The following is a 26,156-nucleotide window of genomic DNA, read 5'->3' on the forward strand; positions in this document are numbered from 1 at the left end:
GCGTGGAAGGAATGACCGCCCGTGACTACATCAACGTCCGTGTCCTCACCGAACGAGGAGAAGACAGCCGCCCGCCGGCGCCTCCTCGTCCTCGGTCTCGTCCTGACGGCGCAGCTGATGGTGGTGCTCGATGCAACGATCGTGAACATCGCACTGCCCGACATCTCCAGCGCCCTCGACTTCACCCCCACCGGCCTGTCCTGGGTGATCAACGCCTACACGCTGGTCTTCGGCGGGCTGCTGCTGCTCGGCGCCAGGGCCGGTGACATCCTCGGCCGCCGCAAGGTCTTCCTGGGCGGCATCGCGCTGTTCACCGTGGCCTCGCTGGCCGGCGGCTTCGCCACATCGGCGGGCCTGCTGCTCGGTGCCCGCGCGGTGCAGGGGGTCGGCGCCGCCCTCGCCGCCCCGTCCGCCCTGGCCCTGCTCATGACGATGTTCCCCGACGCCAAGGAACGCACCAAGGCCATCGGGTACTACACCGCCGTCTCCATCGGCGGCAGCGCAGTTGGCCTGATCTCCGGCGGCATGCTGACCCAGTGGGTCTCCTGGCGCTGGGTGCTGTTCGTGAACGTTCCGATCGGCCTCGCCGTCATCGCCGTGGCCCTGCGCGTACTGCCCGAAACCGCCAGGCGCCCTGGACATTTCGACCTGGCCGGCGCCATCACCTCGACCCTCGGAATGACCGGTCTGGTCTACGGCTTCGTCCGTGCCGCCTCCGACGGCTGGGGCGATTCGGTGACCGTGACCGCCTTCGCGGCCGGTGTCGTCCTGCTCGCCGCCTTCATCGCGGTCGAGTTGCGGGCCAGCTCTCCGATCGTTCCGCTGCGGCTGTTCGCCAACCGCGATCGGGCCACGTCCTATGTCGCGCGACTGCTGCTGGTGGCCGGGATGATGGGGATGTTCTTCTTCCTCACCCAGTTCCTGCAGGACGTGCTGCACTACTCGGCCGTCGTCACCGGCGTGGCCTTCCTGCCCCTGACGGTGGTGCTGTTCGCCGCCTCGCAGATCTCCGCCCGGGTGCTGACGGGTCGCGTCCCGGCGAAGACGGTCATGGCCGGAGGCCTGACGCTCTCCACCATCGGGCTGCTGTGGCTGACCCAGCTCCACGCCACCAGCGGGTACACCGCCCTGCTGTTCCCGCTGGTGCTGTTCGGCATCGGCAACGGCCTGGCCTTCGTGCCGCTGACCTCGACCGCTCTACGGGGCGTCGACCCGGCTGACGCCGGCGCCGCCTCCGGTCTGGTCAACGTCATGCAGCAGGTCGGCGGCGCGCTCGGCCTCGCCGTCCTGGTGACCGTGTTCGGTTCGGCTTCCCGCTCCGCGGTCTCGCCGGCCGGTGCCTCGGCGGTCGAACGCGCCCAGCACGCCTTCGTCGTCGGTGCCGATCGCGGTTTCCTGATCGCCGCCCTCTTCCTGGCGGCCACGGTCATCCTGGTCCTGGTGGCCATCCGGCCGCAGCCGAAGCCCGCCGCCTCGGTGGAGACCAGCTTCGACGGACGTCCGGACGCGGCTACAGCGGAACTGGACGCCGACGTGGAGGAACTCCGCGCCGCGACCGCGCACGCCTGAGTTCCGCAGACCCTCGGGCCGGTGACCGGCCCGAGGCGGCAGGCCTGGGTCGACCCACGATGACGCTCCCGCTCGAGTGCCGAATCCGGCACCCGGGCGGGGGCGTCGGCCGTTGGGTGGCCTTGAACGCCAGGCCCCGGACTACCCGAGGGCGACCGTCAGGCCTGGACCTCGGTGCGATCGCCCGACCACAGGGTGTGGAAGGTGCCGTCCTTGTCGACGCGCTTGTAGGTGTGGGCGCCGAAGAAGTCCCGCTGGCCCTGGATCAGGGCCGCCGGCAAGCGCGGCGAGCGAAGGCCGTCGTAGTACGCGAGTGCGGCCCCGAAACCCGGGGTCGGGATGCCGGACTGCGCCGCCCCGGCGACCACGCGGCGCCAGGAGTCCTGGACCCCGGCGACGGCCGAGGTGAAGTACGGAGCGAAGAGCAGGGAGGCCGGACGCTCGGCCTTTCCGTCGTACGCCTCGGTGATCCGGTTCAGGAACACCGCCCGGATGATGCAGCCGCCGCGCCAGATCCGGGCCACCGCACCGAGATCGATGTCCCAGTTGTACTCGGCGGCCCCGGCCACGATCTCGTCGAGTCCCTGCGCGTAGGCGACGATCTTCGACGCGTAGAGCGCCTGACGGACGTCCTCGACGAAGGCGTCCTTGTCCTTGATCGACCAGGCATTGTTCGGGCCGGGCAGCTCACCGGCACCGGAGCGCTGCAGTGCCGAGGACGACAGACCGCGGGCGAACACCGCCTCGGCGATGCCGGAAACCGGCACCCCGAGGTCGAGAGCGGTCTGCACGGTCCAGGTGCCGGTGCCCTTCATCCCGGCCGCGTCGACCACGACGTCCACGAACGGCTTGCCGGTCTCGGCGTCGACCTGACGCAGCACCTCGGCCGTGATCTCGATCAGGAACGAGTCCAGTTCGCCGGCATTCCACTCGGCAAAGATGTCGGCGATCTCGGCCGGCTCCAGCCCGGCGCCGCGGCGCAGCAGGTCGTAGGCCTCGGCGATCAGCTGCATGTCGGCGTACTCGATGCCGTTGTGCACCATCTTCACGAAGTGACCGGCGCCGTTCTCGCCGATGTGGGTGCAGCACGGGGCACCGTCGACGTGGGCCGAGATCTTCTCCAGGATCGGACCGAGCGAGGCGTACGCCTCGGCCGAACCGCCGGGCATGATCGACGGACCGAGCAGTGCACCTTCCTCACCACCGGAGATGCCGCATCCGACGAAGTTGATGCCCTTCTCCTTGGCCGCCGCCTCCCGTCGGATGGTGTCGGCGAACTTCGCGTTCCCACCGTCGATCAGGATGTCGCCCGGCTCCAGCAGCTCCGACAGCTCGTCGATGACGGCGTCCGTCGGCCCACCCGCCTTGACCATGATGATGATCTTGCGCGGGGTCTTCAGCGAGGCGACGAAGTCGGCCGCCGACTCCGACGGCACGAACTGGCCGTCGCCACCGTGATCGGCCATCAGGGCCCGCGTCTTGCTGTACGAGCGGTTGTGCACCGCCGTGACGAAGCCCTTGCTGGCGAAGTTGCGGGCCAGGTTCGAGCCCATCACGGCCAGGCCCGTCACGCCGATGTCGGCGGTGGCAGTGGTGTCGGACATTTATCAGACCTCCGGAAGCGAAAACGGCGCTACGCAGGACGCGTATCGAGTCTCCAGCCTTCCGTATGGGCCGACGGCCGGCTCACCCGGGTCCGGCGAACCCGGATCCGGCGAACCCGGTCCGGCGACCGCCGCCCGGCATGGATCAACTTCCATCGTTTGGGACGCGCGGGACAGGATCGATCAATTTCGTCCATGCCTGCGAAGTTGATCCACGCCGGACTACGGGGCGGTCGGCCGCCGGGCCACGGGGCCGGGCGGGCTTCGAGCCGGTCAGGCCAAGGCGGCCTTCACCGCGGCGGCGATCTTCGCGCCGTCGGCCCGGCCGGCCGCCTTGGCCTGGGCGGCCTTGATCACCAGACCCATCTGCTTCATGGTCGGCGCGCTGCCGGTGGAAGCCGCCACCTCGGCCACCGCCTCCTGCGCCAACGCCGAGATCTCGGCGTCCGACAGCTGGGCGGGCAGGTAGCGCTGGAGCACCGCCGATTCGGCCCGCTCCTTCTCGGCCAGCTCGGCCCGGCCTGCGTTCTCGAACGCCTCGGCCGACTCCTTGCGCTTCTTGACCTCTCGGGCCAGCACGGTCGTCACCTCGGCGTCGGTCAGTTCGCGGGCACTGCTGCCGGCGACCTCCTCGTTCGTCACCGCGGCCAGGGCCATCCGCAGCGTGCCGAGAGTCAGCGCATCCCGCGCCTTCATCGCCGCCGTCAGGTCCGACCGCAACGTTGCCTTCAGTTCCGACATCTCTCCACCTCACATCGACCCCGCCGGCGCGTCGGATCGGCGCGTCGGGCCGCGGCCACCGCGGCCGCCGCCCCGGTCGGGGTGGCTCCGGCCAGGTTAGTGCGCCGGCGAACCCCCGCGCGCCCGGGTTACGCGCCCGAGTAACCGGCCATGGGGCGGCCGCGAACCCCTCAGGTCGAGCGATGGCCGACGGCATACACCGTGCGACGGGGCAACCCGTACCGGGCCGCGATGGCGTCCACCGCATCCCGGCGGGTCGAGCCGGCGGCGACCAGGGCGGCCACGGCCGATCCGAGCGCCTCGTCGGACGGCGGCCCGGCGGCATCCGACGAGGCGCCGCCAACCACCAGGGTGACCTCGCCCCGCACGCCCTCCGAGCCGTCGGACAGCTCGCGGAGCGTCCCGCGCCGCACCTCTTCGTAGGTCTTGGTCAGCTCACGGCACAGTGCGGCCGGCCGGTCGTCGCCGAACACGCCGGCCATCGCGGCCAGCGTCTCCGACAGCCGGTGCACCGACTCGAAGAACACCATCGTGCGCATCTCGCCGGCGAGGGCCGCCAGTGCCGTCCCGCGCTCCCCCGTCTTGCGCGGCAGGAACCCCTCGAAGGTGAACCGGTCCGACGGCAGGCCGGAGAGCGCGAGCGCGGTGATCACCGCGCTCGGGCCGGGCACCGAGGTCACCGTCAACCCGGCCGCGGCCGCCGCCGCGACCAGCCGGTAGCCGGGGTCGGACACCGACGGCATTCCGGCGTCGGTGACGAGCACCACCTCGTCGCCCTGCCGGATCCGCTCCAGCAATCCGGGGATACGGGCCTGTTCAACGGCCTCGTAGTAGGACAACACGGTCGCCGACAGGGAGACACCCAGATCCGCGGCCAACCGGTGCAGGCGGCGGGTGTCCTCTGCGGCGATCACGTCAGCCGAGGTCAGGGCGTTGATCAGGCCGATCGAGGCATCGGAGGTCCGGCCCAATGGCGTTCCGGCCAGCACCAAACGGCCCGTGACGCCTTCGGCTCTCATGTCCTCACCCTACGATCGTCCCCATGACTGCCCCGCCCACCGTCGTCGAACACGGTGACGAGTCCGGACCGGGCCTCGAATCCCTCGACGAGGAATCGTCGGTCGGTGGGCGTCCCACCGTCGTCGACTTCGACGATTCCGATCCCCATTCTGCTCGCATCGATCCGGCCTCGGACGTGGTGGCCATCGGGGAGATCCCGCCCCTCACGGCGCCGATCCGGCCCGAGCGCCGGAAGCTCCCGCCGATGCCCAGCGACCGGCTCCGCGGCTGGATCACCACGATCGTCCTGACGATCATCGGCGGACTGACCCGGATCTGGAACGTCGGTAGCGCGACCGACGGGGGCACCCCGCTGTTCGACGAGAAGTACTACGCGGTCCAGGCGGCCGAGGTCATCCGCAACAACGGGGTCGAGGACAACCAGGCCTACGGGGTCGTCGTCCACCCCCCGCTGGGCAAACAGCTGATCGCACTGGGCGAGAAGCTGGTCGGCTACAACCCGACCGGCTGGCGGCTGGCGTCCGTCGTCGCGGGCACGGTCGTCGTCTTCCTGACCATCAGGGTCGTCCGGCGGATGACCAGATCGACCCTGCTCGGGGCCATCGGCGGCATCCTGATCATCTGTGACGGGGTCAGCTTCGTGATGTCCCGGATGGCCTTGCTGGACGTGTTCCAGGAGGTGTTCATCCTGGCCGCGTTCGCCTGTCTGATCGCCGATCGTGACCAGACCAGGGCCCGGCTGAACTCCCACGTCCACGACACGTTCCTGCCTCCCGAGCCGGGAACCGGCCCGTTCCGGGCCTGGCGCCGCTGGGGTGATGTGGCCGGCCCAGCGCTCGGCGCCCGCTGGTGGCGGTTCGGCTGCGGCTTCTTCATGGGCCTGACCTTCGCGATCAAGTACAACGGCGTGTACTGGATCGTCGCGTTCGGGTTGCTCTCGGTGTTCTGGGACATCACGGCGCGCCGCGAGTTGGGCGTGCGGCGCCCGGTGATCGGGGCGTTGCGCCGGGACGTACTGCCGTCGATCTGGTCGCTGGTCGTCGTGCCGTTCGGGATCTACATCGCGTCGTGGTGGGCCTGGTTCTTCTCGGAGAACGCGTACCCGCGTCATGCGTTCATGGCCGATCCCAGCCATGTCGGCGACTGGGCCAACCCGACCGGCCTGTTCCACAAGCTGGCGTCGCTCTGGCACAACGCCCTCTGGCAGTGGACCTGGAAGATGCTCGACTTCCACGCGAACCTGCTGACGCCGAGCAATCCGGCCGACCGTCATCCGTGGGAGTCCAAGCCGTGGTCGTGGCCGATCGGCACCCGGCCGGTGCTCTACTACGCCCCTCCGGCCGGGCAGACCGGCTGCGGAGCCGGCCGCACCGACTGCGTCGAACGCATCTTCATCATCGGGACGCCGGCCCTCTGGTGGCTGTCGCTGTTCGTGCTGGTCTGGGCACTGTGGCGCACCTTCACCCGCTTCGACTGGCGGTACGCCGCCGTGCTGGTCGCCTACGGCGCCGACTACCTGCCGTGGTTCACCAACCTGAACCGGCAGATGTACTTCTTCTACGTCACGCCGCTGGCGCCGTTCCTGATCATCGGCATCTGCCTGGTGCTGGGCGACATCCTGGGCCGAAGGCACGTCGGTATCGAACGGCGCTACCTCTCCTACGCCATCGTCGCGCTGTACGTCGGGCTGGTGGTGGCCAACTTCATCTGGCTGCTGCCCATGCTCGACGGGTCACCCATGACCCCGGAACGGCTTACCGCCGAGACCTGGCTGCCGTCCTGGGGGTGACGAGTGACCCCGGGCGGTGACGGGTACTGGCCGGTGGTCCCCAACGGGCCCGAAATGAGCGGGTATAGGGTCGGTCGAGGGTCTGTGGAAGATCCACAGACGGCAGTTGTCCCACCTGAAGTCCACTGCCATCCAACGAATGTGAGGGAGGCCGCCATGGCCCAGTACACCCTGCCCGAGCTCCCGTACGACTACGCCGCACTCGAGCCGTTCATCTCCGGTCAGATCATGGAGCTGCACCACTCCAAGCACCACGCGGCCTACGTGGCCGGCGCCAACACGGCGCTCGACCAGATGGCCGAGGCCCGTGAGAAGGACGCCTTCGGCACCATCAACCTGCTGGAGAAGAACCTCGCGTTCCACCTCGGCGGGCACATCAACCACTCCGTCTTCTGGCCGAACCTGGCGCCGGGCGGCGGCGACAAGCCGGACGGTGAACTCGGCGCTGCGATCGACGAGTTCTTCGGCTCGTGGGACGGCTTCCGCAAGCAGTTCAGTGCGAACGCCAACGCGATCCAGGGTTCCGGCTGGTCCATCCTGGCCTGGGACACCCTTGGTCAGCGGCTGAACATCATGCAGCTGTTCGATCAGCAGGGCAACCTGCCCGCCGCCCAGATCCCGATCGTGCTGCTGGACATGTGGGAGCACGCCTTCTACCTGCAGTACAAGAACGTCAAGGCCGACTACGTGACGGCCTGGTGGAACGTCATCAACTGGGCCGATGCCACGGCCCGGTTCACCGCCGCCCGCGACAAGACCAAGGGTCTGATCGTTCTGTAGTTCCGGACGCCCAGCCCGACAAAGCCCCTCGACGCGTGACGCGTCGGGGGGCTTCTGGCCGCGCAGGGCCCGGATCAGTGCTCGGGCGCCGGCCGGCCGGTGAGCTTCAGCTCGATCCCCTGCTCCAGACGGTCCAGCACCGCATCCACGTCCCGCCGGTAGTCGGCCGCCGGGGCGACCACGGCCAGGAGCGCCCCGATGACCGCGCCGGCGAACACCTTCATCTCCAACGAATCCGGGTCGACGCCGGTCCGCTCGGCCATCAGCGTGCGAATCAGGTCGACGTTGTGCTTGAACCCGTCGACCATCGCGGTCCGCAACTCCGGGACGCTGCTGATCAGCTCCTGTCGCTGCTGTTCGAAGGCGATGGCCTCGTCGGTCATGGCGTCGAAGGTGGTCTCGAACGCGTGGCGCAGGGTGGCCAGTGCGCTCAGTCCCTCCGGAGCGCCGCGGACCGCGGCGATCATGAGGTCGTCGATGTCATCGGTGAGCGCGACGGCATCCTTGTTGGGGAAGTACCGGAAGAACGTGCTGGGTGAGACATCAGCCGCCTCGGCGATCTGAAAGACGGTGGTCGCGGCGAAACCCTGTTCCTTGAACAGCCGCATGGCGTTGTCCCGGATCGCGTTGCGGGTGCGGATCTTCTTTCGCTCCCGCAACCCCAGGGCGCCCGGGTCAGCTGACGAGTTCATCCGTTGATTGTGCGGTACCCGCTGTCGACGCGGCCGTCCCGACCCGCTCGCGGTAGAACCAGGCCAGGGCCAATGCCCCGGCGCAGATCGCCGCACACACGAGCAGCACCACGTCCATACCGTGCACGAAGGAGCTGCGAACGGTGTCCAGCAACGGCACCGAGTCGAGCTTCACCGCGGCCTTGACCCCACTGGACACGCTCGACGCCGCGGCATCCGCCGAAATGGCCGGGATGCCGGTCAGATCCAGGTGGTGGCGGTACGTCGAGGCCAGGAAGGTGCCGAGCACGGCGACGCCGATCGTGCCGCCGACCTGCCGCAGGGCCTGGAGGAGGGCGGATCCGGAACCGGCGGTGGCCGGGTCGAGTGCGTCGGTCGCGATGGCCATGGACGTGGGCAGCGCGAGACCAAGGCCCACTCCGACGCCGGTGATCCAGATGGCGCTGATTCCGTAGGCCGTCCCGACCGCGGTGAACGCACCGGCCCCGATGGACAGGGCCAGCAGGGCACACCCCAGGATCAGAACGCCACGACGACCGGACCGTCCCGACACCCTCCCGGCCAGCCGGGTGCCGACGACCAGGCCGCCGATCATCGGAAGGAGCCGGAGCCCGGAGCCGAGGGCATCGGAACGCAACACCGCCTGGAAGTACTGGGGCAGGGTGAACATCAAGCCGAACAGGGCGAAGCTGGACAACACGGCGAGCGAGGTCCCGAAGCTGAATCCGGAGTCCCGGAAGAGGTTCAGGTCGATCAACGGGTAGGCGGTACGAGCTTGCCGGAAGACGAAGCCGGCCAACAGCACCACGCCGCCGGCGATCAGGCCCAGGGTGACGGCACTCCCCCAGCCTCGCGCCCCGGCCTCGATGAACCCGTAGGTCAGGGCGAGCAGTCCGGCGCTGGACAGCACCGCCCCCGCAGTGTCGATCGGACGAGATCCACCGGCCGACGTCTCCGGGACGAGAAGGGCCACGGCCAGGATCCCCACCACCACCAGGGGAACGTTGATCAGGAACACCGATCCCCACCAGAAGTGGTCGAGCAGCCAGCCACCCAGGATCGGGCCGAGTGGCAGCCCCAGCGCCGTGGAGGTGACCCACACCGTGATCGCTCGGCCGCGTTCCTCGGCTTCCGGGAACAGCGTGGGCAGGACGGCCATGGACAGCGGCATCATGAACGCCGCGCCCAGGCCGAGGGCGGCCCGCGCTCCGATCAGCATTCCGGCCGAGCCGGCCCAGGCGCACAGCGCGCTGGCCACCCCGAACACGGCCAGCGCGCCGAGGAGCAACTTCTTGCGCCCGAATCGATCTCCCAGCGTCCCGGCCGGCAGCAGGGCGGCCGCCAGGACCAGGGTGTAGACGGCCGAGAACCATTGCAGCTGGTCGTTGGACGCATGCAGCGCCGTGGCCAGGGTCGGCACCGCGACGTTCAGCACCGTGGTGTCGAGGCCGATGGTCAGCATGGCCAGCGCGAGGGCGGCGAGGGCCCACCACCGCTTGTGGCCGTGCCGTGGCGTGACTTCAGACATGACAGCTCCCGTTGGTTGCTAGCTCGTGGTCATCCGATACTAGCTACTCTTTGGTAGTCACTGTCAATATATAGTCGCTTTCTTTTTTGCCGAGGTCAGTGCGATCGGCCCGACGCGAGGCCCCCGGACCTCCGTGACCGTCCCGACCGGGGACGACGACAGCCCCCGACGATTGCTCGTCGGGGGCTGCCGGTCGTCGCGGTGCTGTGAATCCCTGTGCGGTGAGTCCTGGTGCATTCAGTCCTGGTGCGATCAGACGGTGACGTTGATGCAGGGGAACATGCGGGTAGTGGAGTTCCCGACCGCCTGCTCCGTGACACACACCTTGTTCACGCCCACCCCGGCCGACGGCACCGTGGAGTCGAACCCGTGCAGATTGCCCGCCCCCGGATACGCCGTACCGATATCCGGCCGCGACACATTGGTCGCCAACGCCTGCGTCTTCGTCCCCGACGGACCGGTCACCGTCACCCACGCCGGCACACTCGTCGTCAGATGAGCAGGATCCAAACCCCAACCACGGACCCTGATCGACCCACTCACCACCGTCGCCGAATCGAACCAACCCTGCAGATTGGTGATCGTCGCCGACTGGCACGGCAGACTCGTCGACGCCGACGGATCCACCAAAGAGTTGGCCACCGCACACACCCTGTAGACACCGAACTCCGTCGTCGGAACCGTCACACCGAAACCGTGACTCGACCCGGCCGACGGGAACTGCACCAACGAATCCGCACTGACCCCACCCGCCGTCAGCAACGCCGGAGTGATCACCTGACCCGACGGACTCGTCACCGTCACCTGCACCATCGAGGACTGAGAAACCACGTTCGGATCCAAAGCCCAACCATTCACCGTCAACGACGACGTCGTACTCGACACCACACCGATCGCACCGGCCGCCGGGTACCGGACGCTGAACGTGCGACATCCGAGCGCCTTGGTCAGGGTCGGGGCCGCGACACTGGATGTGGTCGCACAGACCGTGTGCGCTCCGGGGACCTGGGACGAGAAGGTCGACACGAAGCCATGACCGGACCCGACGCCCGGGATCGCGGCGTCGACGTTCGGATCGGCCTGGTCGGCCGTCACGGTCGGCAGCGTGACGGTTCCCTGCGCGTTCTGGTCGGTCAGCGTGACCGTGGTCGCGGACGACGGCGCGTCCGGATCGACGGCCCAGCCCGTGACGGTGACCGCGGTGCTCGTCACGTCGGCCGTGTCGAGGCTTCCGTACGGCCCGGTGACCTCGACCGGCAGACAACCAAGAGCCGGGTTGGTGCTTCCGGCGCCGGCATTGACCAGCGTCGCGCAGATCTGGTGCACCCCGCGCCCGGAGACCGGCATCGTGGCGGTGAATCCGTGGGAGGTGCCGGTGGTGGCGGTGAGTTGGGTGACGTCCGTCCGCGTGGTGCCGGCAGTGACGGTCGACGAGGTCACCACGCCGCTCGGCGCGGTGTCGGTGAGCTGGACCTGAATCGGACTCGTGGCCGTGTCCAGGTCGTAGCCCCATCCGGTCACCTGCACCGTGCTCCCCACCAGGGTGGCCGAATTCAACTGCCCGACCGGGATCGACTGCAGGGCCGGGTCGTACGTCTGGGTCGGATCGGCCGAGTCGACAAACGTGGTGGTGCTCCAGTTCGACCCGTCAGCGGCGGTCGCCGTGCCGATGCCGACGTATTTGAACGCCGGGTTCAGGATGTTGGCACTGTTGGTCGCGTTGGTCAGGTACTTCGCGACCAGCGCCGAGCCGTCGACCGTCGAGTCGACCCAACTGGCCACGTTCTCTCCGTACACCGTCGCAGCGGGGGCACCGGATGTCGGCAGCTCGGTCGAGGCCAGCGCGTCATGGCTCAGCTGTCCGGCCGTGGCCATGCTCCGCGACCAGTTCATGGACTCGGTGTCGATGCCCTTGACCTCGGTGAGAGTGCCCAGCCCGGCTGCGGATCGCTGCGTGTTCAGCGAACTCAGCACCAGTTGGTCGGACGGACTCAAGGCCGTGGTGACCGGAGCGACCACCGCCAGGGACGGGGCGGACGGCACCGGCACGGCCGTGGCCACCGGAGCCCAGACGACGGTGGAGGCCCCGGCCGATGGGGCACTCGCCACCGATACGGCCAGACCGATGGCCAGGCCGACCGACACGGGACGTACGAACCGGGACAGCACGGCACGACTCGGGCAGAGTCGATGCAGACGCGCGTGAGCAGACATGGGTCTCCAAGGTGAGGTGCCGCGCGTCATCCTGGCTACCGTAAGTTAGGTCTGACTACTATCCGCTGCATCACTGACAGTAGCAGGCGACTACGTATAGCGACATCACCTGTTGGGGTGGCTCAGAGTAACCAGCTCCAGGGCCGGAACAACCTACTCCACGTACACATTGACCAGCGAAGACCGTCCCATCGGGACGTCTTGGCCGAGCCGCCAGCCGGCCATACACGACTGACAGTGACGGGCTTGGTTTCTTGTTCGACGGGACAGGCGCGGGTTGGTGAACGCCGGCGACGACCCACTCGAGGTGGCCGTCGCCCGCTCCCCCGGTCAGTGGCAGTGGTCGGCCGCGGGGGTCGGGGGGACGTCGAGCGAGGGGTTGCGGTCGAAGAATCCGAACGGCTTGAGCCAGAACGAGACCGTGTCGGCCGGCATCACCGGCCAGTCCTCGGGACGGGTGATGTGGTGGATGCCGAAGACGTACCACAGCACCACGTCGGTGTTCTCCAGCGACTCGTCGTCGGCGATCCAGCGCGTCATACCGTCATCGGTTTCACTCTGCGTCGGGTAGTCGCCGCAGGGCCACTTCTCGTCGTCATGCTGCTTGGTCACCCACAGGGTGTGCCCGATCACGGGCGCCCGCCGGTACTGCGGGGCGCCGGCGGCCATCAACGACGGGATCGCGGCCCCGGGCAGGAGCTTGTAGGCGACCGGTGTGCCGAGCCCGTTGGGCCGGTTCGGGTTCGTCACCTTCCACGACCGCTGTTTCCCGAAGTCGTAGTCCCGGCCCGCCTCGGATTCCGAGGCGATCAGGGTGGCCCGGGTCTGTATCGCCAGGCCGTAGGGATTGTCCGGTGAGGTCTCGACCGCGAAGCTGTCGACCTCCATGACCGAGTTCTGCGGCCCGTCCACGTCCAGATCGAGGCGGGCGACGAGGATGTGCTGATGGAACGGCGCGTAGGTGCGCTGGTCGACCAGGGTGCCGGTGGCCGGCGTCGGCTGTCCCGGAGCCAGCGGCGTGGTGACCATGATGCCGGTGGCCCGGATCTCGCACTCGATGTTGCCGTCGGTGTAGAACCGCCAATAGATCAGGTACTCGTAGTTGGCCACCGTGGCGTGGGCCGACACCACGAGCCGACGCATCCGGCGCACCTGCGACCGACCGTTGTTGTCGACGTGCTTCCACAGGACCGCGTTGTCCTCCTCGTGGATGCAGATGGCCTGCTTGATGTCGTACGGAATGCCCGCACTGTCGGCCAGAGTGGCGTCCAGATAACGGATCTCACCGAGACAGTCGCAGCCGAGCTGCAGTGAGGTGGTCATGTAGCCCAGACCCCACTCGCCGATGTCGTAGGCCGTCCGGCGGTAGTGGTCGAAACCGGAGTCGCGGTACGGCACGATCATCTCGGCCAGTGACATGCGGTAGGCGATGTCGCGCTCGGTGCCATGGTCGTCGTAACTGACCTGGTGCAGCACCAGACCCTCGCGGTAGTTGAAGCCGACTCGCAGTTTCCAGTTCTGCCAGCGCAGTTCGTTGCCGTCGATGGTGAATCCCGGGCCGTCCGGCTGGGTGATGTGCAGCGCCTTCACATCGTCCCGCAGCACCTGCCCGGGTACCAGATCGGGCTCGTACTCCCCCATCACCGGCGCCGGGTCGGTCGTGTCGTCCCGGTCGATCTCCAGCAGTTCCATCGTGTTCATGTCCACGATGAGCTTGATGCCCGACACCGGGTTCGCGTACGGGTTGCCGTAGGGCGTGGATCGCACCCAGATGTCGGCCCAGCCCAGCCGGCGGTCGGCCCACTGCGGGGGCATCAACGCCTTGCCGTAGGTCCAGACGTCGATGACGACGAGCGACAGGTCGGTGATGCCCCGCTCGGCCAGGGCCTGCACGACCCGGGGGTCGTCCTTCATCGCGTGTTCGCAGTCGTGCCACTCATCGACGGTGAAATTCGGTGTGACGCCGGGCATCTCGGTGACCGATTCGATCGATCCGGCCACCAGGTCCACGATCGCCTCACGGGCCAGGTTGTCCCGCCGGTCCCAGAACACCGACAGCGAGCGCCGGGTCACCTCGTCGCCCGGCCGCCAGGCGAGCATCTGCGCCTTGGGCGGCTCGACCAACGTGATCGACGCGAATCGGTACGTGTCGCCGACCACCGCGGCCCCGCGCAACAACTCCACCGTCGTCGTGATCTCGTCGCTGCTGAGCGGGTCGAGCGGGTGCATGGTGCTCCTCCCAGCCGGCGCCGCGGTCGGCGCGCAGACAGTTCTGCCCGGATCAGTGCGGTTCGACGCCGATCTGGGCAGAACTGTAGGCGCCGGGCCGTTGTGTATGCGCCGGGGTCAGGTCTCGGTCGGCAAGGGGGCCGAGTCGGCCCGGGTCGGGTCGTACACGTCCGGCTCGATGTAGATGACGCGGGCGATCGGGACGGCCGCGCGGACCCGACGCTCCAGCGCGTCGATGGCGTTGGCGACATCCCGGGCCGAGTCGGTCGCCGCGACCGCGACCTTCATCCCGACCATCAACTCGTCCGGACCGAGATAGAGCGTCTTCATGTGAATGATCTTCTCGATGTCCTCCCCGGCGACGGCCGCGGTGACGATGGCCTCCGTATCGGCCGGGGACGCGCCCTCGCCGACCAGCAGACTCTTCACCTCCACCCCCAGGATCAACGCGACCAGGACCAGCAGGACGCCGATGGCGACCGTTCCGACCCCGTCCCAGACTCCGTTGCCGGTGATGACGGCGACCACCACGCCCAGGAACGCCAGCACCAGACCGATGAGGGCGGCCATGTCCTCCAGCAGCACCACCGGGAGCTCCGGCGCCTTGGCCCGGCGGATGAACTGGGCGATGCTGATGCCGCGGCGGTGCTCGGCCGACTCGTGCAGCGCGGTCCGCAGCGAGTAGCCCTCGAGCGCGATCGAGATCAGCAGGATGGTGATCGGCAGCCAGGCCTTCTCCACCGCCTCCGGATGCTGGAGTTTGTGCACCCCTTCATAGATGGCGAACACGCCGCCCACGCTGAACAGCACGATCGACACCATGAACGCGTAGACGTAGCGTTCCCGTCCGAACCCGAACGGGTGCTCGGCGGTGGCCTTGCGCCGCGACTTCTTGCCGCCGATCAGCAGCAGCACCTGGTTGCCGGAATCGGCCAGCGAGTGCACCGCCTCGGCCAGCATCGACGAGGCCCCGGAGAGCAGGAACCCGACGAACTTGGCCAGCGCGATCCCGACGTTGGCCGACAGCGCCGCGATGATCGCCTTGTTGCCACCCCCGGTGCTCATGCCGCCCGCATTTCGCGCCGGCATTCAGCGCGGTTCGCTCCACGCCCGGCCCATATCCCGCTGCGATCCTCGCTCATGCCCCGCCTGTCCCGTTCGATGTGACCACTTCTTTACCCGATGGGGCCCCGATCCTCCCACGGCCCGCCACCGGAGTTCGGTCCGTGGTCGCGCAGACGGCCAGGCCGCCGGACACCCCGTCTCACCGGCCGACCCCGCGCCGGCGATCATCCTCACCGATACCGTCGGGGCGCCGGTCGGCAGCACGAACTGTCCTCCCCAACTGTCACCTGCGTCACGTAACAGGGCCACAATGCACTGTCATGACCGCGAAACACGTCGAACCTACGGTTCGGGCCATGGCCGACCTGTTCCAGGACTATCCGTTCGGGCGGGCGTGGGACGAGATGTTCTCGGGTCCCGGAGTGATCCGGCCCGCGTACGAATCCGTACATGCCGCTCTGCAGACCCTTTCGGCCGCGGATCTGAAGGCCAGGGCCGACATCATGGGCCGCACCTTCCTCGACCAGGGCATCACGTTCGCCCTCGGTGGCGTCGAGCGGCCCTTCCCGTTGGACCTGATCCCGCGCATCGTGACGGCGCAGGAGTGGAAGGTCGTGCAGACCGGCGTCCCGCAGCGGGTGCGCGCCCTCGAGGCGTTCCTGGCCGACTGCTACGGCCCCGGGCAGATCTTCCAGGACGGGGTGGTGCCTCGTCGCCTGGTGACCACGTCCCCGCACTTCCACCGTCAGGTCGCCGGGATGAACAACCAGGACGGCGCCCGGATCGTCATCTCCGGGGTCGATCTGATCCGTGACGAGCACGGCGCCTTCCGCGTCCTGGAGGACAACGTCCGCGTCCCGTCCGGGGTCTCCTACGTGCTGGAGAACCGGCAGGCCGTCTCCCAGGTGCTGTCCGAGGCCGGCGGCGACCAGCAGATCCGTTCGGTGGCCGAGTATCCGGGCCGGTTGTTGGCTGCCCTGCGGGCCGTCAGCCCGTCCAACGTCACCGACCCGACGGTCGTCGTCCTGACCCCTGGGGTCTACAACTCGGCCTACTTCGAGCACACGCTGCTGGCCCGCGAGATGGGCGTCGAACTGGTCGAGGGCCGCGACCTGATCTGCCGGAACAACCGCGTCTTCGTCCGCACCACCGGCGGCGAGATGCCGGTGCACGTCATCTACCGCCGTCTGGACGACGAGTTCCTGGACCCGATGCAGTTCCGGCTCGACTCGATGCTCGGTTCGCCCGGCCTGATCAACGCAGCCCGGGCCGGGAATCTGACCATCGCCAACGCGGTCGGCAACGGCATCGCCGACGACAAGCTGGTCTACACCTACGTGCCCGACATCATCCGGTACTACCTGCGCGAGGAGCCGATCCTGCTCAACGTCGACACCTATCGGATGGAGGAGCCGGACCACCTGGCCTACGCCCTGGAGCACCTGGCCGAACTGGTGATCAAACCGGTCGACGGTTCCGGCGGCAAGGGCATCGTCATCGGGTCGCAGGCCGACGCCTCCACCCTGGCCAAGGCGCGCCAGGCCATCCTGGAGAACCCGCGAGGCTGGATCGCCCAGCGGGAGATCGCCCTGTCCACCGTCCCGACCCTGATCGGGGACAAGATCCGCCCCCGGCACGTCGACCTGCGCCCGTTCGCCGTCAATGACGGCCACTCGGTGTGGGTGCTGCCGGGCGGTCTGACCCGGGTCGCGCTGCCCGAGGGCGAACTCGTCGTCAACTCCTCGCAGGGCGGTGGATCCAAGGACACGTGGGTGCTCGCCGCCCCGGAGTCCAGGCACGTCGAACCCCCGCTGCAGGTGCAGGCGGACCTGCCGGCGGACATCGCGGACTCGGACTACGACCACGACCACGACCACGACCACGACCACGACGAGTTCAACCCCGCCGGGAGCCCATCGCCGAGTCACTGGCAGGAGTCGGCCGCCCAGAGCACCGGGGCCTTCTTCTTCGACCCACCGGTGACCCCCGACGACGGGGGCTCGGCGCTCCGCCACCAGCAGGGCCAGCAGCAGCAGGCGGCGCCGCATCTCCGCCTCGCCGAAGGATCCGACGCCCACCTCCGGAGAAGCGAGATCAACCGCATGGAGAACCACACGGCCGGTGGTTTGCCATGCTGAGCCGGATCGCCGAATCCCTGTACTGGCTGGGCCGCCACGTGGAGCGGGCCGACTGCACGGCCCGCATCCTGGACACCTACCTGCACCTGCTCCCCACCGGCTCCTGGGCCACCGACCACCAGGTGATCCGGTCATTGGTCGACTCGATGGGCCTGTCCGGCGACGACGAGGTCGAGGGCGCCGACTCCGGGAAGTTGATCCGGACCCTGGTCTTCGACACGGAGCGGGCGTCATCGGTCTCCGGCGCGCTGATCGCCGCCCGCGACAACGCCCGCGGCGTCCGCGACGCGCTGCCGCTGGACGTCTGGGAATGCCTCAACGTCACCTGGCACGGGCTGCGCAGCCGGGCCTCGACCGGCGGCGGACCGCACACCTACCTGCGGTGGGTGTCCGAACGGTGCGCGATCGCGGCCGGCCTGACCGATCAGGTGATGAGCCACGACGAGGGCTGGCACTTCCTCGCCGTCGGCCGCGCCCTGGAACGGGCCGACATGACGATCCGGCTGATCGCCGCGGCCGACTCCGAAACCGGATCGGTTCCGCCCTGGCGCGCCCTGGTGTCCGCCTGTGGCGGCTGGGAGCCGTACGTCCGCGAACACGGCGGCTCCATCGGCCAGCGCACCGCGATCGAATTCGCCCTACTGGACCGCAAGTTCCCGCGATCGGTGCTGCGCTGCCTGACGGCGGCCGAGGCGTCACTGGCCGAACTGGAGGCCGCCGGTTCGATGCAACAGCGAGACCCGCGCCGGGACCCGTCATCGGCCCGCCGGATCGTCGGCCGCACCCGCACCGGGCTCGACTACCGCACCGGCACCGAGCTGACCTCCGAACTGACCAGCCTGTTGAGCAGCCTGCAGCGCACGGTGGCCAGTGCCCATGTCGCCGTCACCAATTCTTTCTTCCGGCGTGGCGACGAGGTCACGTGGGCCAACATCGGATCGGACGGGGCGCTGGCATGACGGCCATCTCGGAGAACGCCTACGGGCCGGACATCTGGCGCCTGCTGATCGTGCACCGCACCGAGTTGACCTACCCGGACACCGTCACCACGTCCTACAACGAGTTCCGGATGCAGCCGTCGGACGAACCCGGCCAGGCCGTCCTGTCGTCCCGGATCGAGATCGATCCGTTCGAGGGCGTCACCAGCTACCTGGACTACTTCGGCACCCGCGTCGCTTCCTTCGATGTGCACCGCCCGCACCGCCACCTGACGGTGACCGCCACCTCGACCGTGGAGACCTTTCCGTCCACCGCGTTCGGGGCCGGCGGGTACGGCGCCGGGGTGGCCGACCCGGAACGACTCACCTGGGAGCAGCTCGCCGCATCCGGGGCGCACGACCGGTACGAGGAGTTCCTGACGCCGACCCACCTGACCGAACTCGACGACGAGCTCAACGGGCTGTCGGAGCAGATCCGCAGCGAGGCCGCGGACCCGTCGGCCGCCGGACGGGCGGTGTGCTCGCTGCTGACCAAGTCGCTGCGGTACGAACAGGGCGCCACCGGGGTGCACACCTCGGCGGCCGAGGCCTGGTCCGAGAAGCGTGGTGTGTGCCAGGACTTCTCGCACCTGGCGATCGGGATGCTGCGAGCAATGGGGGTGCCGACCCGGTACGTCTCGGGGTACCTGCACCCGGACCGGGACGCCGAGATCGGCAAGACCGTGGTCGGGCAGTCGCACGCCTGGGTCGAATGGTTCGACGGCATGTGGGTGCCGTTCGATCCGACCAACGCCTCCGCCCCGGGTCACTCGCACGTGGTGGTCGGACGCGGACGGGACTACCGGGATGTGCCACCGGTGAAGGGTGTGTACGCCGGACCGGAGGCCAGCGGCAACGAGGTCACCGTTCGCGTCACCCGTTTGCGCTGACCGTCGCCGGGTGGGCCTGATCCGAACGAGCGCCGCGGGCCACGTAACCTCGACCAGAGAACCCGCCCGACGGCTCGACCTGTTCGATGACGGCCGCGGGCACCGTCAAGGAGGACGCGAGATGGCCAGCATCGACACCCGATCGACTTCGTTCGGGCACCTGTTCCGTGACCGGGTCAAGGCCACCCCGGACTCCGAGGCCTACCGGCACAAGTCCGGATCCGGCTGGGAATCGCAGACCTGGGCCCAGACCCGGGATCAGGTGTACGACATCGCGGCCGGTCTCATCGATCTGGGTGTGACGTCCGAGCAGCGGGTGGCCATCGCCTCCGGGACCCGGCTCGAGTGGATCCTGGCCGACCTGGCCATCGCCTGCGCCGGCGCGGCCACCACCACCGTCTACCCGTCCACCACGGCCGAGGACGTCGAGTACATCCTGGCCGACTCGGGCTCGGTCGTGGTCATCGCCGAGGACGCGGGGCAGGCGGCCAAGGTCACCGGCGCTGGCCTGCCCGACGTCGCCGCGATCGTCCTGATCGACGGTGAAGGGGACGGGCACAAGGTGCTGTCCTGGTCGGAGCTCGCCGCCCGCGGAAAGGCGTTGCGGGCCGCCGAGCCAGGCGTCGTCGATGCCCGGATCGACGCCCTCACCGGCGAGAACCTGGCCACCCTGATCTACACCTCCGGCACCACCGGCCGGCCCAAGGGGGTGCGGCTGGTCCACGACAACTGGACGTACGAGGGCAAGGCCGTCACCGAGCTGGGCATCCTGCGGCCCGACGACGTGCAGTACCTCTGGCTCCCGCTGTCCCACGTGTTCGGGAAGATGCTGATCGCCATTCAGCTGCAGATCGGTTTCGCCACCGCCGTCGACGGCGACCTGACGAAGATCGTGGAGAACCTGGGCGAGGTGCGGCCGACGTTCATGGCCGGCGCGCCCCGGATCTTCGAGAAGGTGAAGGCCAGGGTCACCCTCACCAGCCAGGGCGCCGGGGGCCTGAAGGCGAAGATCTTCGACTGGGCCTTCGCCGTCGGGCTGGCCGCATCGCGACAACGGCAGGCCCGCACGCCGCTGACCCGCCTGCACTCCCTGCAGCTCGCGCTGGCCGACAAGCTGGTGTTCACCAAGATCCGCGCCGTCGTGGGCGGCCGGATCCGGTTCTTCATCTCCGGTTCGGCGGCCCTGTCCCGGGATGTGGCGGAGTGGTTCGACGCGGCCGGCCTCGTCATCCTCGAGGGCTACGGCATGACGGAGACCAGCGCCGCGACCTTCGTCAACCTGCCCGACGACGCGCGGATCGGTACCGTCGGGCCGCCGCTGCCGGGAACCGAGGTGATCATCGCATCCGACGGCGAGATCCTCGTCCGGGGCCCGGGAATCATGCGGGGCTACCACAACCTGCCGGAGGCCACCCATGAGGTGCTGACCGTCGACGGCTGGCTGCACACCGGCGACATCGGCGAGCTGGTCGACGGTTACCTCAAGATCACCGACCGCAAGAAGGACCTGATCAAGACCTCCGGCGGCAAGTACGTCGCGCCCCAGAAGATCGAGGGCATCTTCAAGGCCGTGTGTCCGTACGCGTCGCAGATCATCGTGCACGGCGACGGCCGCAAGTTCATCTCGGCCATGATCACGCTCGACCCGGACGAGATCCTCACCTGGGCCGCGGCCAACGGGTTGGAAGGCCGGTCGGTCGGGGAGCTGGCCACCGAGCCGAAGGTCCGCGAACTGATCGGCGGCTACATCGACGAGTTGAACTCCAAGCTGGAGCGGTGGGAGACGGTCAAGAAGTTCGTCATCCTCGATCGGGACCTGACCGTCGAGGACGGCGAACTGACCCCGTCGATGAAGGTCCGCCGCAAGGTGGTCGAGAAGCAGCACATGGGCCGGCTCGACGAGTTGTACACCGGCTGACCCGGCCCCGGCCGCCGGCGGCGCCGCCCACGCTCGGGCCTAGCCGCGCTCAGGCCTAGCCGCGCTCAGGCGTAGGTGTAGAAGCCGCGGCCGGTCTTGCGGCCGAGCAGGCCGGCCTCGACCATGCGGGACAGGAGGGCGGGCGGCGCGAAGTGCGGCTCGCCGTACTCGGCGTACATGGACTCGGCGGCGGACCTGGTGGTGTCCAGGCCGACCAGGTCGAGCAGTCGCAGCGGTCCCATCGGATGCGCGCAGCCCAGGACCATGCCGTTGTCGATGTCCTCGGCGCTGGCGTGGCCGGCCTCGAACATCCGCACCGCCGACAGCAGGTACGGGATCAGCAGGGCGTTCACCACGAACCCGGCCCGATCCTTGGCTCTGACGACCGTCTTGCCCAGACCCCGCTCGGCGAAGTCGACCACCGTCGCGACCGTCTCCTCCGAGGTCAGCAGCGACGGGATGATCTCCACCAGCTTCTGCACGGTGGCCGGGTTGAAGAAGTGCACGCCGACCACGCGGTGCGGCCGGTTCGTGGCCACCGCCAGCTTGGAGATCGGGATCGACGACGTGTTGGAGGCCAGAATGGCCTCGGGGTCGGTGACGATGGCGTCCAGGTCCGTGAACACCTTCAGCTTGAGCTGCTCGTTCTCGGTGGCCGCCTCGATCACCAGCTGCCGATCGGCCAGGGCATCGAGCCCGACGAGCACCCGGATCCGGCCCTGCGCCTGCGCCGCCTCCGCGTCGGTGGCCTTGCCGGACTTGACCGCCCGGGCCAGGGACGTCGCCACCCGCTGCCGAGCCGAGTCGGCGAACTCCTCCCGCACCTCGGACACGACGACGTCGAGGCCGCTCCGCGCGCAGACCTCGGCGATGCCCGATCCCATCAGGCCACCCCCGACGACGCCGACCCGGGTGATGCCGTTGGCGGTGGGTGCGCTCATGTGGTGGCCTCCTGGTGTTCGGCGCGGGATGCGCCGGCTGGTCTGTCCGTCGGACGATACGACGCGCTCCGCCAGCCTGGTGATCCGGGCCCGGTGCGCTCCGTCGGGGGACCGGGAGCGTCACACTGGTTGGACAACGACGACCATCGAGGACGCCCAGTGACGACGAGGGAGCAGGAACCACCGATCGATCTGCCCCGGGTCCGCCCGGTGCGGATCGTCCTGACCGTCCTGTTCTACATCGTCGTCATCGCTCTGCTGATCTGGCAGCGGCACCGGCTGGCCGGCCTCCCCGAACTGCTGACCCACGCCAAGTGGCACTGGGTCGTCATGGCGATCCTGGCCCAGGTGCTCTCGATCAGCGCGCTGGCCCGCGAGCAGCGCCGGCTGATCAGCGTCCGGGGTGGCCAGAAGCCGCTGCCGTCGGTGCTGGCCACGGTCTACGCTGGCAATGCGATCTCGATCTCCGTACCGGTGATCGGCTCGGCCGCGGCCACCGTCTTCTCCTACCGGCGGTTCACCGCGATCGGGGTGGACCGGGCGGTCGCCGGCTGGGCGCTGGCCATCTCCGGCGTGTACTCGACGGTCAGCTTCGCGGCCATCGCCGCCGGTGGGGCGATGATCAGCGGCTCCACCGGGCTGGCCATCACCGGCTTCATCACCTCGGTGTGCGTGGTCCTGCCGCTCATCCTGCTGTTCGCCGGTCTGCGCCGGCCGAAGGTGAACGCCCTGGCCGCGACGGTGATGACCGCGGTCCTCCGGCTGACGCAACGGGTGGCCCGCCGACCGCGGGGCGACGCCGCCGAGTTGACCTCGTCCGCGCTCGGGCAACTGACCTCTCTGCGCCTGAGCACACCCAGCGCGACGGTGGCGACCAGCATGGCCGCGCTCAACTGGATCGCCGATCTGGCCTGCCTGGTCTGCGCCATCATGGCCGTGCACGGCGTCGTCCCGTGGCACGGCATCGTGCTGGCCTGGGCGGTCGGCTCCGGCGCCTCCTCGCTGAACCTGACCCCGGGCGGACTCGGGGTGGTCGAGATCGCGCTCGGCGCGGCGCTGGTCGGATCCGGCCTGCCGGCCGGCGTGGCCGTGGCCGGCGCGCTGCTCTACCGGGCGGTCAAACTCGGACTGATCCTCGTCGTCGGGGGCATCACCCTGATCATGATCCGCCGGCCCACCGGCCCGGCGCCCACCGCCTGACCCGGCGCCCGGCCGGGCGTGGTCAGCAACTGACCGCCGTGGTCAGCGGTTGACGGTGGATTCGCCCCGACTGACCTTCGGGCGGCACAGCAGGTGGGCCACCAAGGCGGTCCAGCCGGTCTGGTGCGATGCCCCCAGGCCCTCGCCGGTATCACCGTTGAAGTACTCGCTGAAGGTGATGTGATCGGCCCACAACGGATCCGCCGAGGCCTCGATGCGGTTGCCGTTGCTGGGACGCCGCCCGTCGGGCCCCCGCCGGAACAGGTCGACCAGGCGGTCGTCGATGACGTCGGCCGCCTCGTCGAACCGGACCTGCGGTCCGTTCGGCGCCGGCATGGCCGTGGTCACGGTGTCGCCGAAGTACCCGGCATGCCGCCGCAGGGCGTCGGCCAGCAACACGTTGACCGGGAACCAGATGGGGCCGCGCCAGTTCGAGTTGCCGCCGAACAGCCCGGACCGCGACTCCCCCGGCTCGTAGTCGATGGTCATCTGCTGGCCTTCGATCTCGGCCGAGAAGGGCGTGCGGTAGGCCGCCGACAGTGCGCGGATGCCGAACGGGGAGAGGAATTCCGACTCGTTCAGCATCCGGCCGGCCAGCCGGATCAAGGAATCCTGGTCGACCAGCGCGAACATCACCCCGTGACCGGCGCCGTGGTCCGTGACGACCCCTTCGGCCAGGTCCGGTCGGCGACGCCGCAGCCACGCCAGGCGCGCGGTGAAATCCGGCAGTTTCGACCAGACCTCGGGGGCGACGGTGGCCACCGCCAGCACGGGCAGCAGACCGACCATGGACCGCACCCGCAGCTTCTGGTGACCGCCGTCGGGGTGCACCAGGATGTCGTAGTAGAAGCCGTCCTGCTCGTCCCACAGGGCGTTGTCGGTCCCGCCGGAACTGCGGGTCGCCTTGGAGATGGACAGGAAGTGCTCCAGGAACTTGGTCGCGATGTCGTCCCAGGCCGGGACGGTCATGGCCAGTTCCAGGGACATCTGCAGCATGTTGAGGCAGAAGACGGCCATCCAGCTGGTGGCGTCGGATTCCTCCAACCGGTATCCCGCCGGCAGCTTGGCCGACCGATCGAAAAAACCGATGTTGTCCATGCCGAGGAATCCGCCCTCGAACAGATTGGAACCGTCGGCGTCCTTGGTGTTCACCCACCAGGAGAAGTTCAGCAGGAGTTTGGTGCAGATGCGGATCAGGAAATCGTGGTCGTTCCCACCGTCGACCAGGAAGACCTGCCAGGCCGCCCAGGAATGCACCGGCGGATTCACGTCCGAGAAATTCCATTCGTAGGCCGGCAGCTGCCCGTTCGGGTGCATGGCCCATTCGCGGCACAGCAGCAGCAACTGGTCCTTGGCGAACGCCGGGTCGACGTGGGCCAGGGCCACGCATTGGAAGGCCAGGTCCCAGGAGGCGAACCACGGGTACTCCCATTCGTCCGGCATGCTGATCACATCGGCCAGGGACAGGTGCTCCCAGGTGATGTTGCGGCCCTGCGGACCGTTCCGCTCGCGGGGCGGGACAGGCTCGCCGGGATCACCCTGCAGCCAGCGTCGCACGTCGAAGCGATAGAGCTGTTTGCCCCACAGCAGGCCGGCGAACGCCCGGCGCGCGATGATCACGTCGGCCGCCGGCAGCTCCTGCGGGATGACCGATCCGTAGAAGTCATCCGCCTCGGCGCGGCGGTCGGCCACCACCGCGGTGAAGGCCTCCCCGAAGGTGTCGGCGTTGACGTCCTCGGTCGACAGTCGCAGACGGATGGTCACCGACGCGCCGGGCGCGATCGCGTCGAAGTGGTACCAGAACGCGGCCTTGGTACCGTGGCCGTCCGGATTCACCGCAGTGAGATCACCATGTACCACCCGGTTGTCGATGCCGTCCTTGGTGTACGGCGTCGGGTTGCTCTCGGATCCGAACAACGCCACGTCATTCGTTTCGTTCTGACAGACCAGGACCTCGGGCGCTCCCTCGGCGGCCAGGACGTAACGACCGAGGAATTCGTGCGTGCATTCCACGGCCCGGGACCGGCCACCGAACATCATCGGGTCGATGGTGTGCAGGCTCGGCGTCCGCGAGTCGACCCCCCAGGCCCAGGTGTTCCGGAACCAGATCTGCGGCAACACGTCCAACGGCGCCGGATCGGGTCCGTGATTGGTCACGGTGATCTCGGCGCAGATGTCGTCAGGCCCGGCCTTGGCGTAGTCGACGCGGACGTCGAAGAATCGGTTCTGATCGAGGATCCCGGTGTCACCGAGTTCGAATTCGCGGTCGTCACGGCCGCGCCGCGCATTCTCCTCCCGCAGTCGCTGGTACGGATACTCGGCCTGCGGATACCGGTACAGCCAGCTCATCCAGGAGTGGGTCGGCGTGCCGTCGAGCACCCACCAGTATTCCTTGACGTCCTCGCCGTGGTTCCCCTCGGCGTTGGCCAGCCCGAAGAGCCGTTCCTTGAGGATCGGGTCCTGGCCGTTCCACAGCGCCACCGACAGATTGAGGAAACCGTAACGGTCCGAGATTCCACCCAGTCCGTCCTCGCCCCACCGGTAGGCGCGGGCCCTGGCCTGTTCGAACGGCAGATAGGCCCAGGCGTCCCCGTCGGCCGAATAGTCCTCGCGGACCGTGCCCCATTGCCGTCCCGACAGGTACGGACCCCAGAGCCGCCACGGGCCGGACGCCGACGGGGACTCCGCCAGTCGTGCGTGTTCGGCACTGCGATGCGCAGCCTGATCGGTCGACCTGGCGTGACGCCCCTGGGTACTCACGGCTACCACTGTCGCACGGGCGGCTGGCCCGTGCCTTCGGATCGGTCGGGTGCGGGATCCAGCCCGTCGGACCGACCGCTCACAGACGCCGCACAACGCAC

At 68.8% G+C, this 26,156-nt stretch carries 18 protein-coding genes; 8 read left to right on the forward strand and 10 right to left on the reverse strand.

What is annotated here, in order from left to right; translation table 11 throughout:
* The first annotated feature begins 21 nt into the window (after positions 1 to 21).
* Positions 22 to 1,569: an MFS transporter gene (locus BLS97_RS02840; protein WP_197676378.1), complete on the forward strand. Its 1,548-nt coding sequence runs from the start codon at positions 22 to 24 to the stop codon at positions 1,567 to 1,569.
* Positions 1,570 to 1,727: 158 nt separating this feature from the next.
* On the opposite strand, the gene gndA is transcribed toward BLS97_RS02840, so the two are convergent.
* The 3 genes from gndA to rsmI form a co-directional block, all read right to left on the reverse strand.
* Positions 1,728 to 3,173, reverse strand: a complete 1,446-nt coding sequence (gene gndA, locus BLS97_RS02845) for an NADP-dependent phosphogluconate dehydrogenase (protein WP_090474510.1) — start codon at positions 3,171 to 3,173, stop codon at positions 1,728 to 1,730.
* A 273-nt stretch (positions 3,174 to 3,446) separates the two neighbouring features.
* Positions 3,447 to 3,914, reverse strand: coding sequence for a GatB/YqeY domain-containing protein (locus BLS97_RS02850; RefSeq protein ID WP_090474511.1), 468 nt, complete (start codon positions 3,912 to 3,914; stop codon positions 3,447 to 3,449).
* Positions 3,915 to 4,084: 170 nt separating this feature from the next.
* On the reverse strand, positions 4,085 to 4,933 hold the full coding sequence (gene rsmI, locus BLS97_RS02855; RefSeq protein WP_090474512.1) for a 16S rRNA (cytidine(1402)-2'-O)-methyltransferase: 849 nt from the start codon (positions 4,931 to 4,933) through the stop codon (positions 4,085 to 4,087).
* Positions 4,934 to 4,956: 23 nt separating this feature from the next.
* On the opposite strand from rsmI, the gene BLS97_RS02860 reads away from it, so the two are divergent.
* Positions 4,957 to 6,723, forward strand: coding sequence for a dolichyl-phosphate-mannose--protein mannosyltransferase (locus tag BLS97_RS02860; RefSeq protein WP_090474513.1), 1,767 nt, complete (start codon positions 4,957 to 4,959; stop codon positions 6,721 to 6,723).
* A 156-nt stretch (positions 6,724 to 6,879) separates the two neighbouring features.
* Positions 6,880 to 7,503 carry a superoxide dismutase gene (locus BLS97_RS02865; protein WP_090474514.1) on the forward strand — a complete coding sequence of 208 codons (624 nt, stop codon included), beginning with the start codon at positions 6,880 to 6,882 and terminating at the stop codon, positions 7,501 to 7,503.
* A 74-nt stretch (positions 7,504 to 7,577) separates the two neighbouring features.
* Here BLS97_RS02865 and BLS97_RS02870 read toward each other — a convergent pair whose 3' ends face one another.
* From BLS97_RS02870 to BLS97_RS02890, 5 genes are all read right to left on the reverse strand, one after another.
* A complete protein-coding gene (locus BLS97_RS02870; protein WP_090474515.1) occupies positions 7,578 to 8,195 on the reverse strand; it encodes an acyl-CoA-like ligand-binding transcription factor in 618 nt (205 codons plus the stop codon).
* Positions 8,179 to 9,723 (reverse strand): DHA2 family efflux MFS transporter permease subunit, encoded by a 1,545-nt coding sequence (locus BLS97_RS02875; protein ID WP_090474516.1) that lies wholly within the window; start codon positions 9,721 to 9,723, stop codon positions 8,179 to 8,181. The genes BLS97_RS02870 and BLS97_RS02875 overlap by 17 nt, the downstream gene beginning before the upstream one ends.
* 252 nt (positions 9,724 to 9,975) lie before the next feature.
* Positions 9,976 to 11,937: a CAP domain-containing protein gene (locus BLS97_RS02880; RefSeq protein ID WP_172832201.1), complete on the reverse strand. Its 1,962-nt coding sequence runs from the start codon at positions 11,935 to 11,937 to the stop codon at positions 9,976 to 9,978.
* 330 nt (positions 11,938 to 12,267) lie between these two features.
* Positions 12,268 to 14,166, reverse strand: coding sequence for a primary-amine oxidase (locus tag BLS97_RS02885; protein ID WP_090474518.1), 1,899 nt, complete (start codon positions 14,164 to 14,166; stop codon positions 12,268 to 12,270).
* 117 nt (positions 14,167 to 14,283) lie between these two features.
* Positions 14,284 to 15,231: a cation diffusion facilitator family transporter gene (locus tag BLS97_RS02890; protein WP_090474519.1), complete on the reverse strand. Its 948-nt coding sequence runs from the start codon at positions 15,229 to 15,231 to the stop codon at positions 14,284 to 14,286.
* Positions 15,232 to 15,587: 356 nt separating this feature from the next.
* On the opposite strand from BLS97_RS02890, the gene BLS97_RS02895 reads away from it, so the two are divergent.
* The 4 genes from BLS97_RS02895 (at position 15,588) to BLS97_RS02910 (ending at position 21,154) form a co-directional block, all read left to right on the forward strand.
* A complete protein-coding gene (locus BLS97_RS02895) occupies positions 15,588 to 17,369 on the forward strand; it encodes a circularly permuted type 2 ATP-grasp protein (protein ID WP_407938037.1) in 1,782 nt (593 codons plus the stop codon).
* Positions 17,363 to 18,328, forward strand: a complete 966-nt coding sequence (locus BLS97_RS02900; protein ID WP_090474520.1) for an alpha-E domain-containing protein — start codon at positions 17,363 to 17,365, stop codon at positions 18,326 to 18,328. The genes BLS97_RS02895 and BLS97_RS02900 overlap by 7 nt, the downstream gene beginning before the upstream one ends.
* The gene (locus tag BLS97_RS02905) at positions 18,325 to 19,236 is read left to right on the forward strand and encodes a transglutaminase family protein (protein WP_090474521.1); all 912 of its coding nucleotides are present in this window, start codon (positions 18,325 to 18,327) and stop codon (positions 19,234 to 19,236) included. Before BLS97_RS02900 ends, BLS97_RS02905 begins: the two co-directional genes overlap by 4 nt.
* Before the next feature lie 121 nt (positions 19,237 to 19,357).
* Positions 19,358 to 21,154: an AMP-dependent synthetase/ligase gene (locus BLS97_RS02910; protein ID WP_090474522.1), complete on the forward strand. Its 1,797-nt coding sequence runs from the start codon at positions 19,358 to 19,360 to the stop codon at positions 21,152 to 21,154.
* 65 nt (positions 21,155 to 21,219) lie between these two features.
* Here BLS97_RS02910 and BLS97_RS02915 read toward each other — a convergent pair whose 3' ends face one another.
* Positions 21,220 to 22,095 (reverse strand): 3-hydroxybutyryl-CoA dehydrogenase, encoded by an 876-nt coding sequence (locus BLS97_RS02915; protein ID WP_090474523.1) that lies wholly within the window; start codon positions 22,093 to 22,095, stop codon positions 21,220 to 21,222.
* 159 nt (positions 22,096 to 22,254) lie between these two features.
* Between BLS97_RS02915 and BLS97_RS02920 the strand changes: the two genes are divergently transcribed.
* Positions 22,255 to 23,295 (forward strand): lysylphosphatidylglycerol synthase transmembrane domain-containing protein, encoded by a 1,041-nt coding sequence (locus BLS97_RS02920; RefSeq protein ID WP_157695134.1) that lies wholly within the window; start codon positions 22,255 to 22,257, stop codon positions 23,293 to 23,295.
* A 42-nt stretch (positions 23,296 to 23,337) separates the two neighbouring features.
* Here BLS97_RS02920 and BLS97_RS02925 read toward each other — a convergent pair whose 3' ends face one another.
* Positions 23,338 to 26,055 (reverse strand): MGH1-like glycoside hydrolase domain-containing protein, encoded by a 2,718-nt coding sequence (locus BLS97_RS02925; protein ID WP_090481157.1) that lies wholly within the window; start codon positions 26,053 to 26,055, stop codon positions 23,338 to 23,340.
* Positions 26,056 to 26,156 lie beyond the last annotated feature (101 nt).

This window comes from Nakamurella panacisegetis, assembly GCF_900104535.1.
Lineage (GTDB): Bacteria > Actinomycetota > Actinomycetes > Mycobacteriales > Nakamurellaceae > Nakamurella > Nakamurella panacisegetis.

Excerpts from the sequence above, each read along its gene's own strand:
- gndA (WP_090474510.1), bottom strand. The coding sequence starts at position 3,173 with ATGTCCGACACCACTGCCACCGCCGACATCGGCGTGACGGGCCTGGCC.
- BLS97_RS02850 (WP_090474511.1), bottom strand. The coding sequence starts at position 3,914 with ATGTCGGAACTGAAGGCAACGTTGCGGTCGGACCTGACGGCGGCGATG.
- rsmI (WP_090474512.1), bottom strand. The coding sequence starts at position 4,933 with ATGAGAGCCGAAGGCGTCACGGGCCGTTTGGTGCTGGCCGGAACGCCA.
- BLS97_RS02860 (WP_090474513.1), top strand. The coding sequence starts at position 4,957 with ATGACTGCCCCGCCCACCGTCGTCGAACACGGTGACGAGTCCGGACCG.
- BLS97_RS02865 (WP_090474514.1), top strand. The coding sequence starts at position 6,880 with ATGGCCCAGTACACCCTGCCCGAGCTCCCGTACGACTACGCCGCACTC.
- BLS97_RS02870 (WP_090474515.1), bottom strand. The coding sequence starts at position 8,195 with ATGAACTCGTCAGCTGACCCGGGCGCCCTGGGGTTGCGGGAGCGAAAG.
- BLS97_RS02875 (WP_090474516.1), bottom strand. The coding sequence starts at position 9,723 with ATGTCTGAAGTCACGCCACGGCACGGCCACAAGCGGTGGTGGGCCCTC.
- BLS97_RS02880 (WP_172832201.1), bottom strand. The coding sequence starts at position 11,937 with ATGTCTGCTCACGCGCGTCTGCATCGACTCTGCCCGAGTCGTGCCGTG.
- BLS97_RS02885 (WP_090474518.1), bottom strand. The coding sequence starts at position 14,166 with ATGCACCCGCTCGACCCGCTCAGCAGCGACGAGATCACGACGACGGTG.
- BLS97_RS02890 (WP_090474519.1), bottom strand. The coding sequence starts at position 15,231 with ATGAGCACCGGGGGTGGCAACAAGGCGATCATCGCGGCGCTGTCGGCC.
- BLS97_RS02895 (WP_407938037.1), top strand. The coding sequence starts at position 15,588 with ATGGCCGACCTGTTCCAGGACTATCCGTTCGGGCGGGCGTGGGACGAG.
- BLS97_RS02900 (WP_090474520.1), top strand. The coding sequence starts at position 17,363 with ATGCTGAGCCGGATCGCCGAATCCCTGTACTGGCTGGGCCGCCACGTG.
- BLS97_RS02905 (WP_090474521.1), top strand. The coding sequence starts at position 18,325 with ATGACGGCCATCTCGGAGAACGCCTACGGGCCGGACATCTGGCGCCTG.
- BLS97_RS02910 (WP_090474522.1), top strand. The coding sequence starts at position 19,358 with ATGGCCAGCATCGACACCCGATCGACTTCGTTCGGGCACCTGTTCCGT.
- BLS97_RS02915 (WP_090474523.1), bottom strand. The coding sequence starts at position 22,095 with ATGAGCGCACCCACCGCCAACGGCATCACCCGGGTCGGCGTCGTCGGG.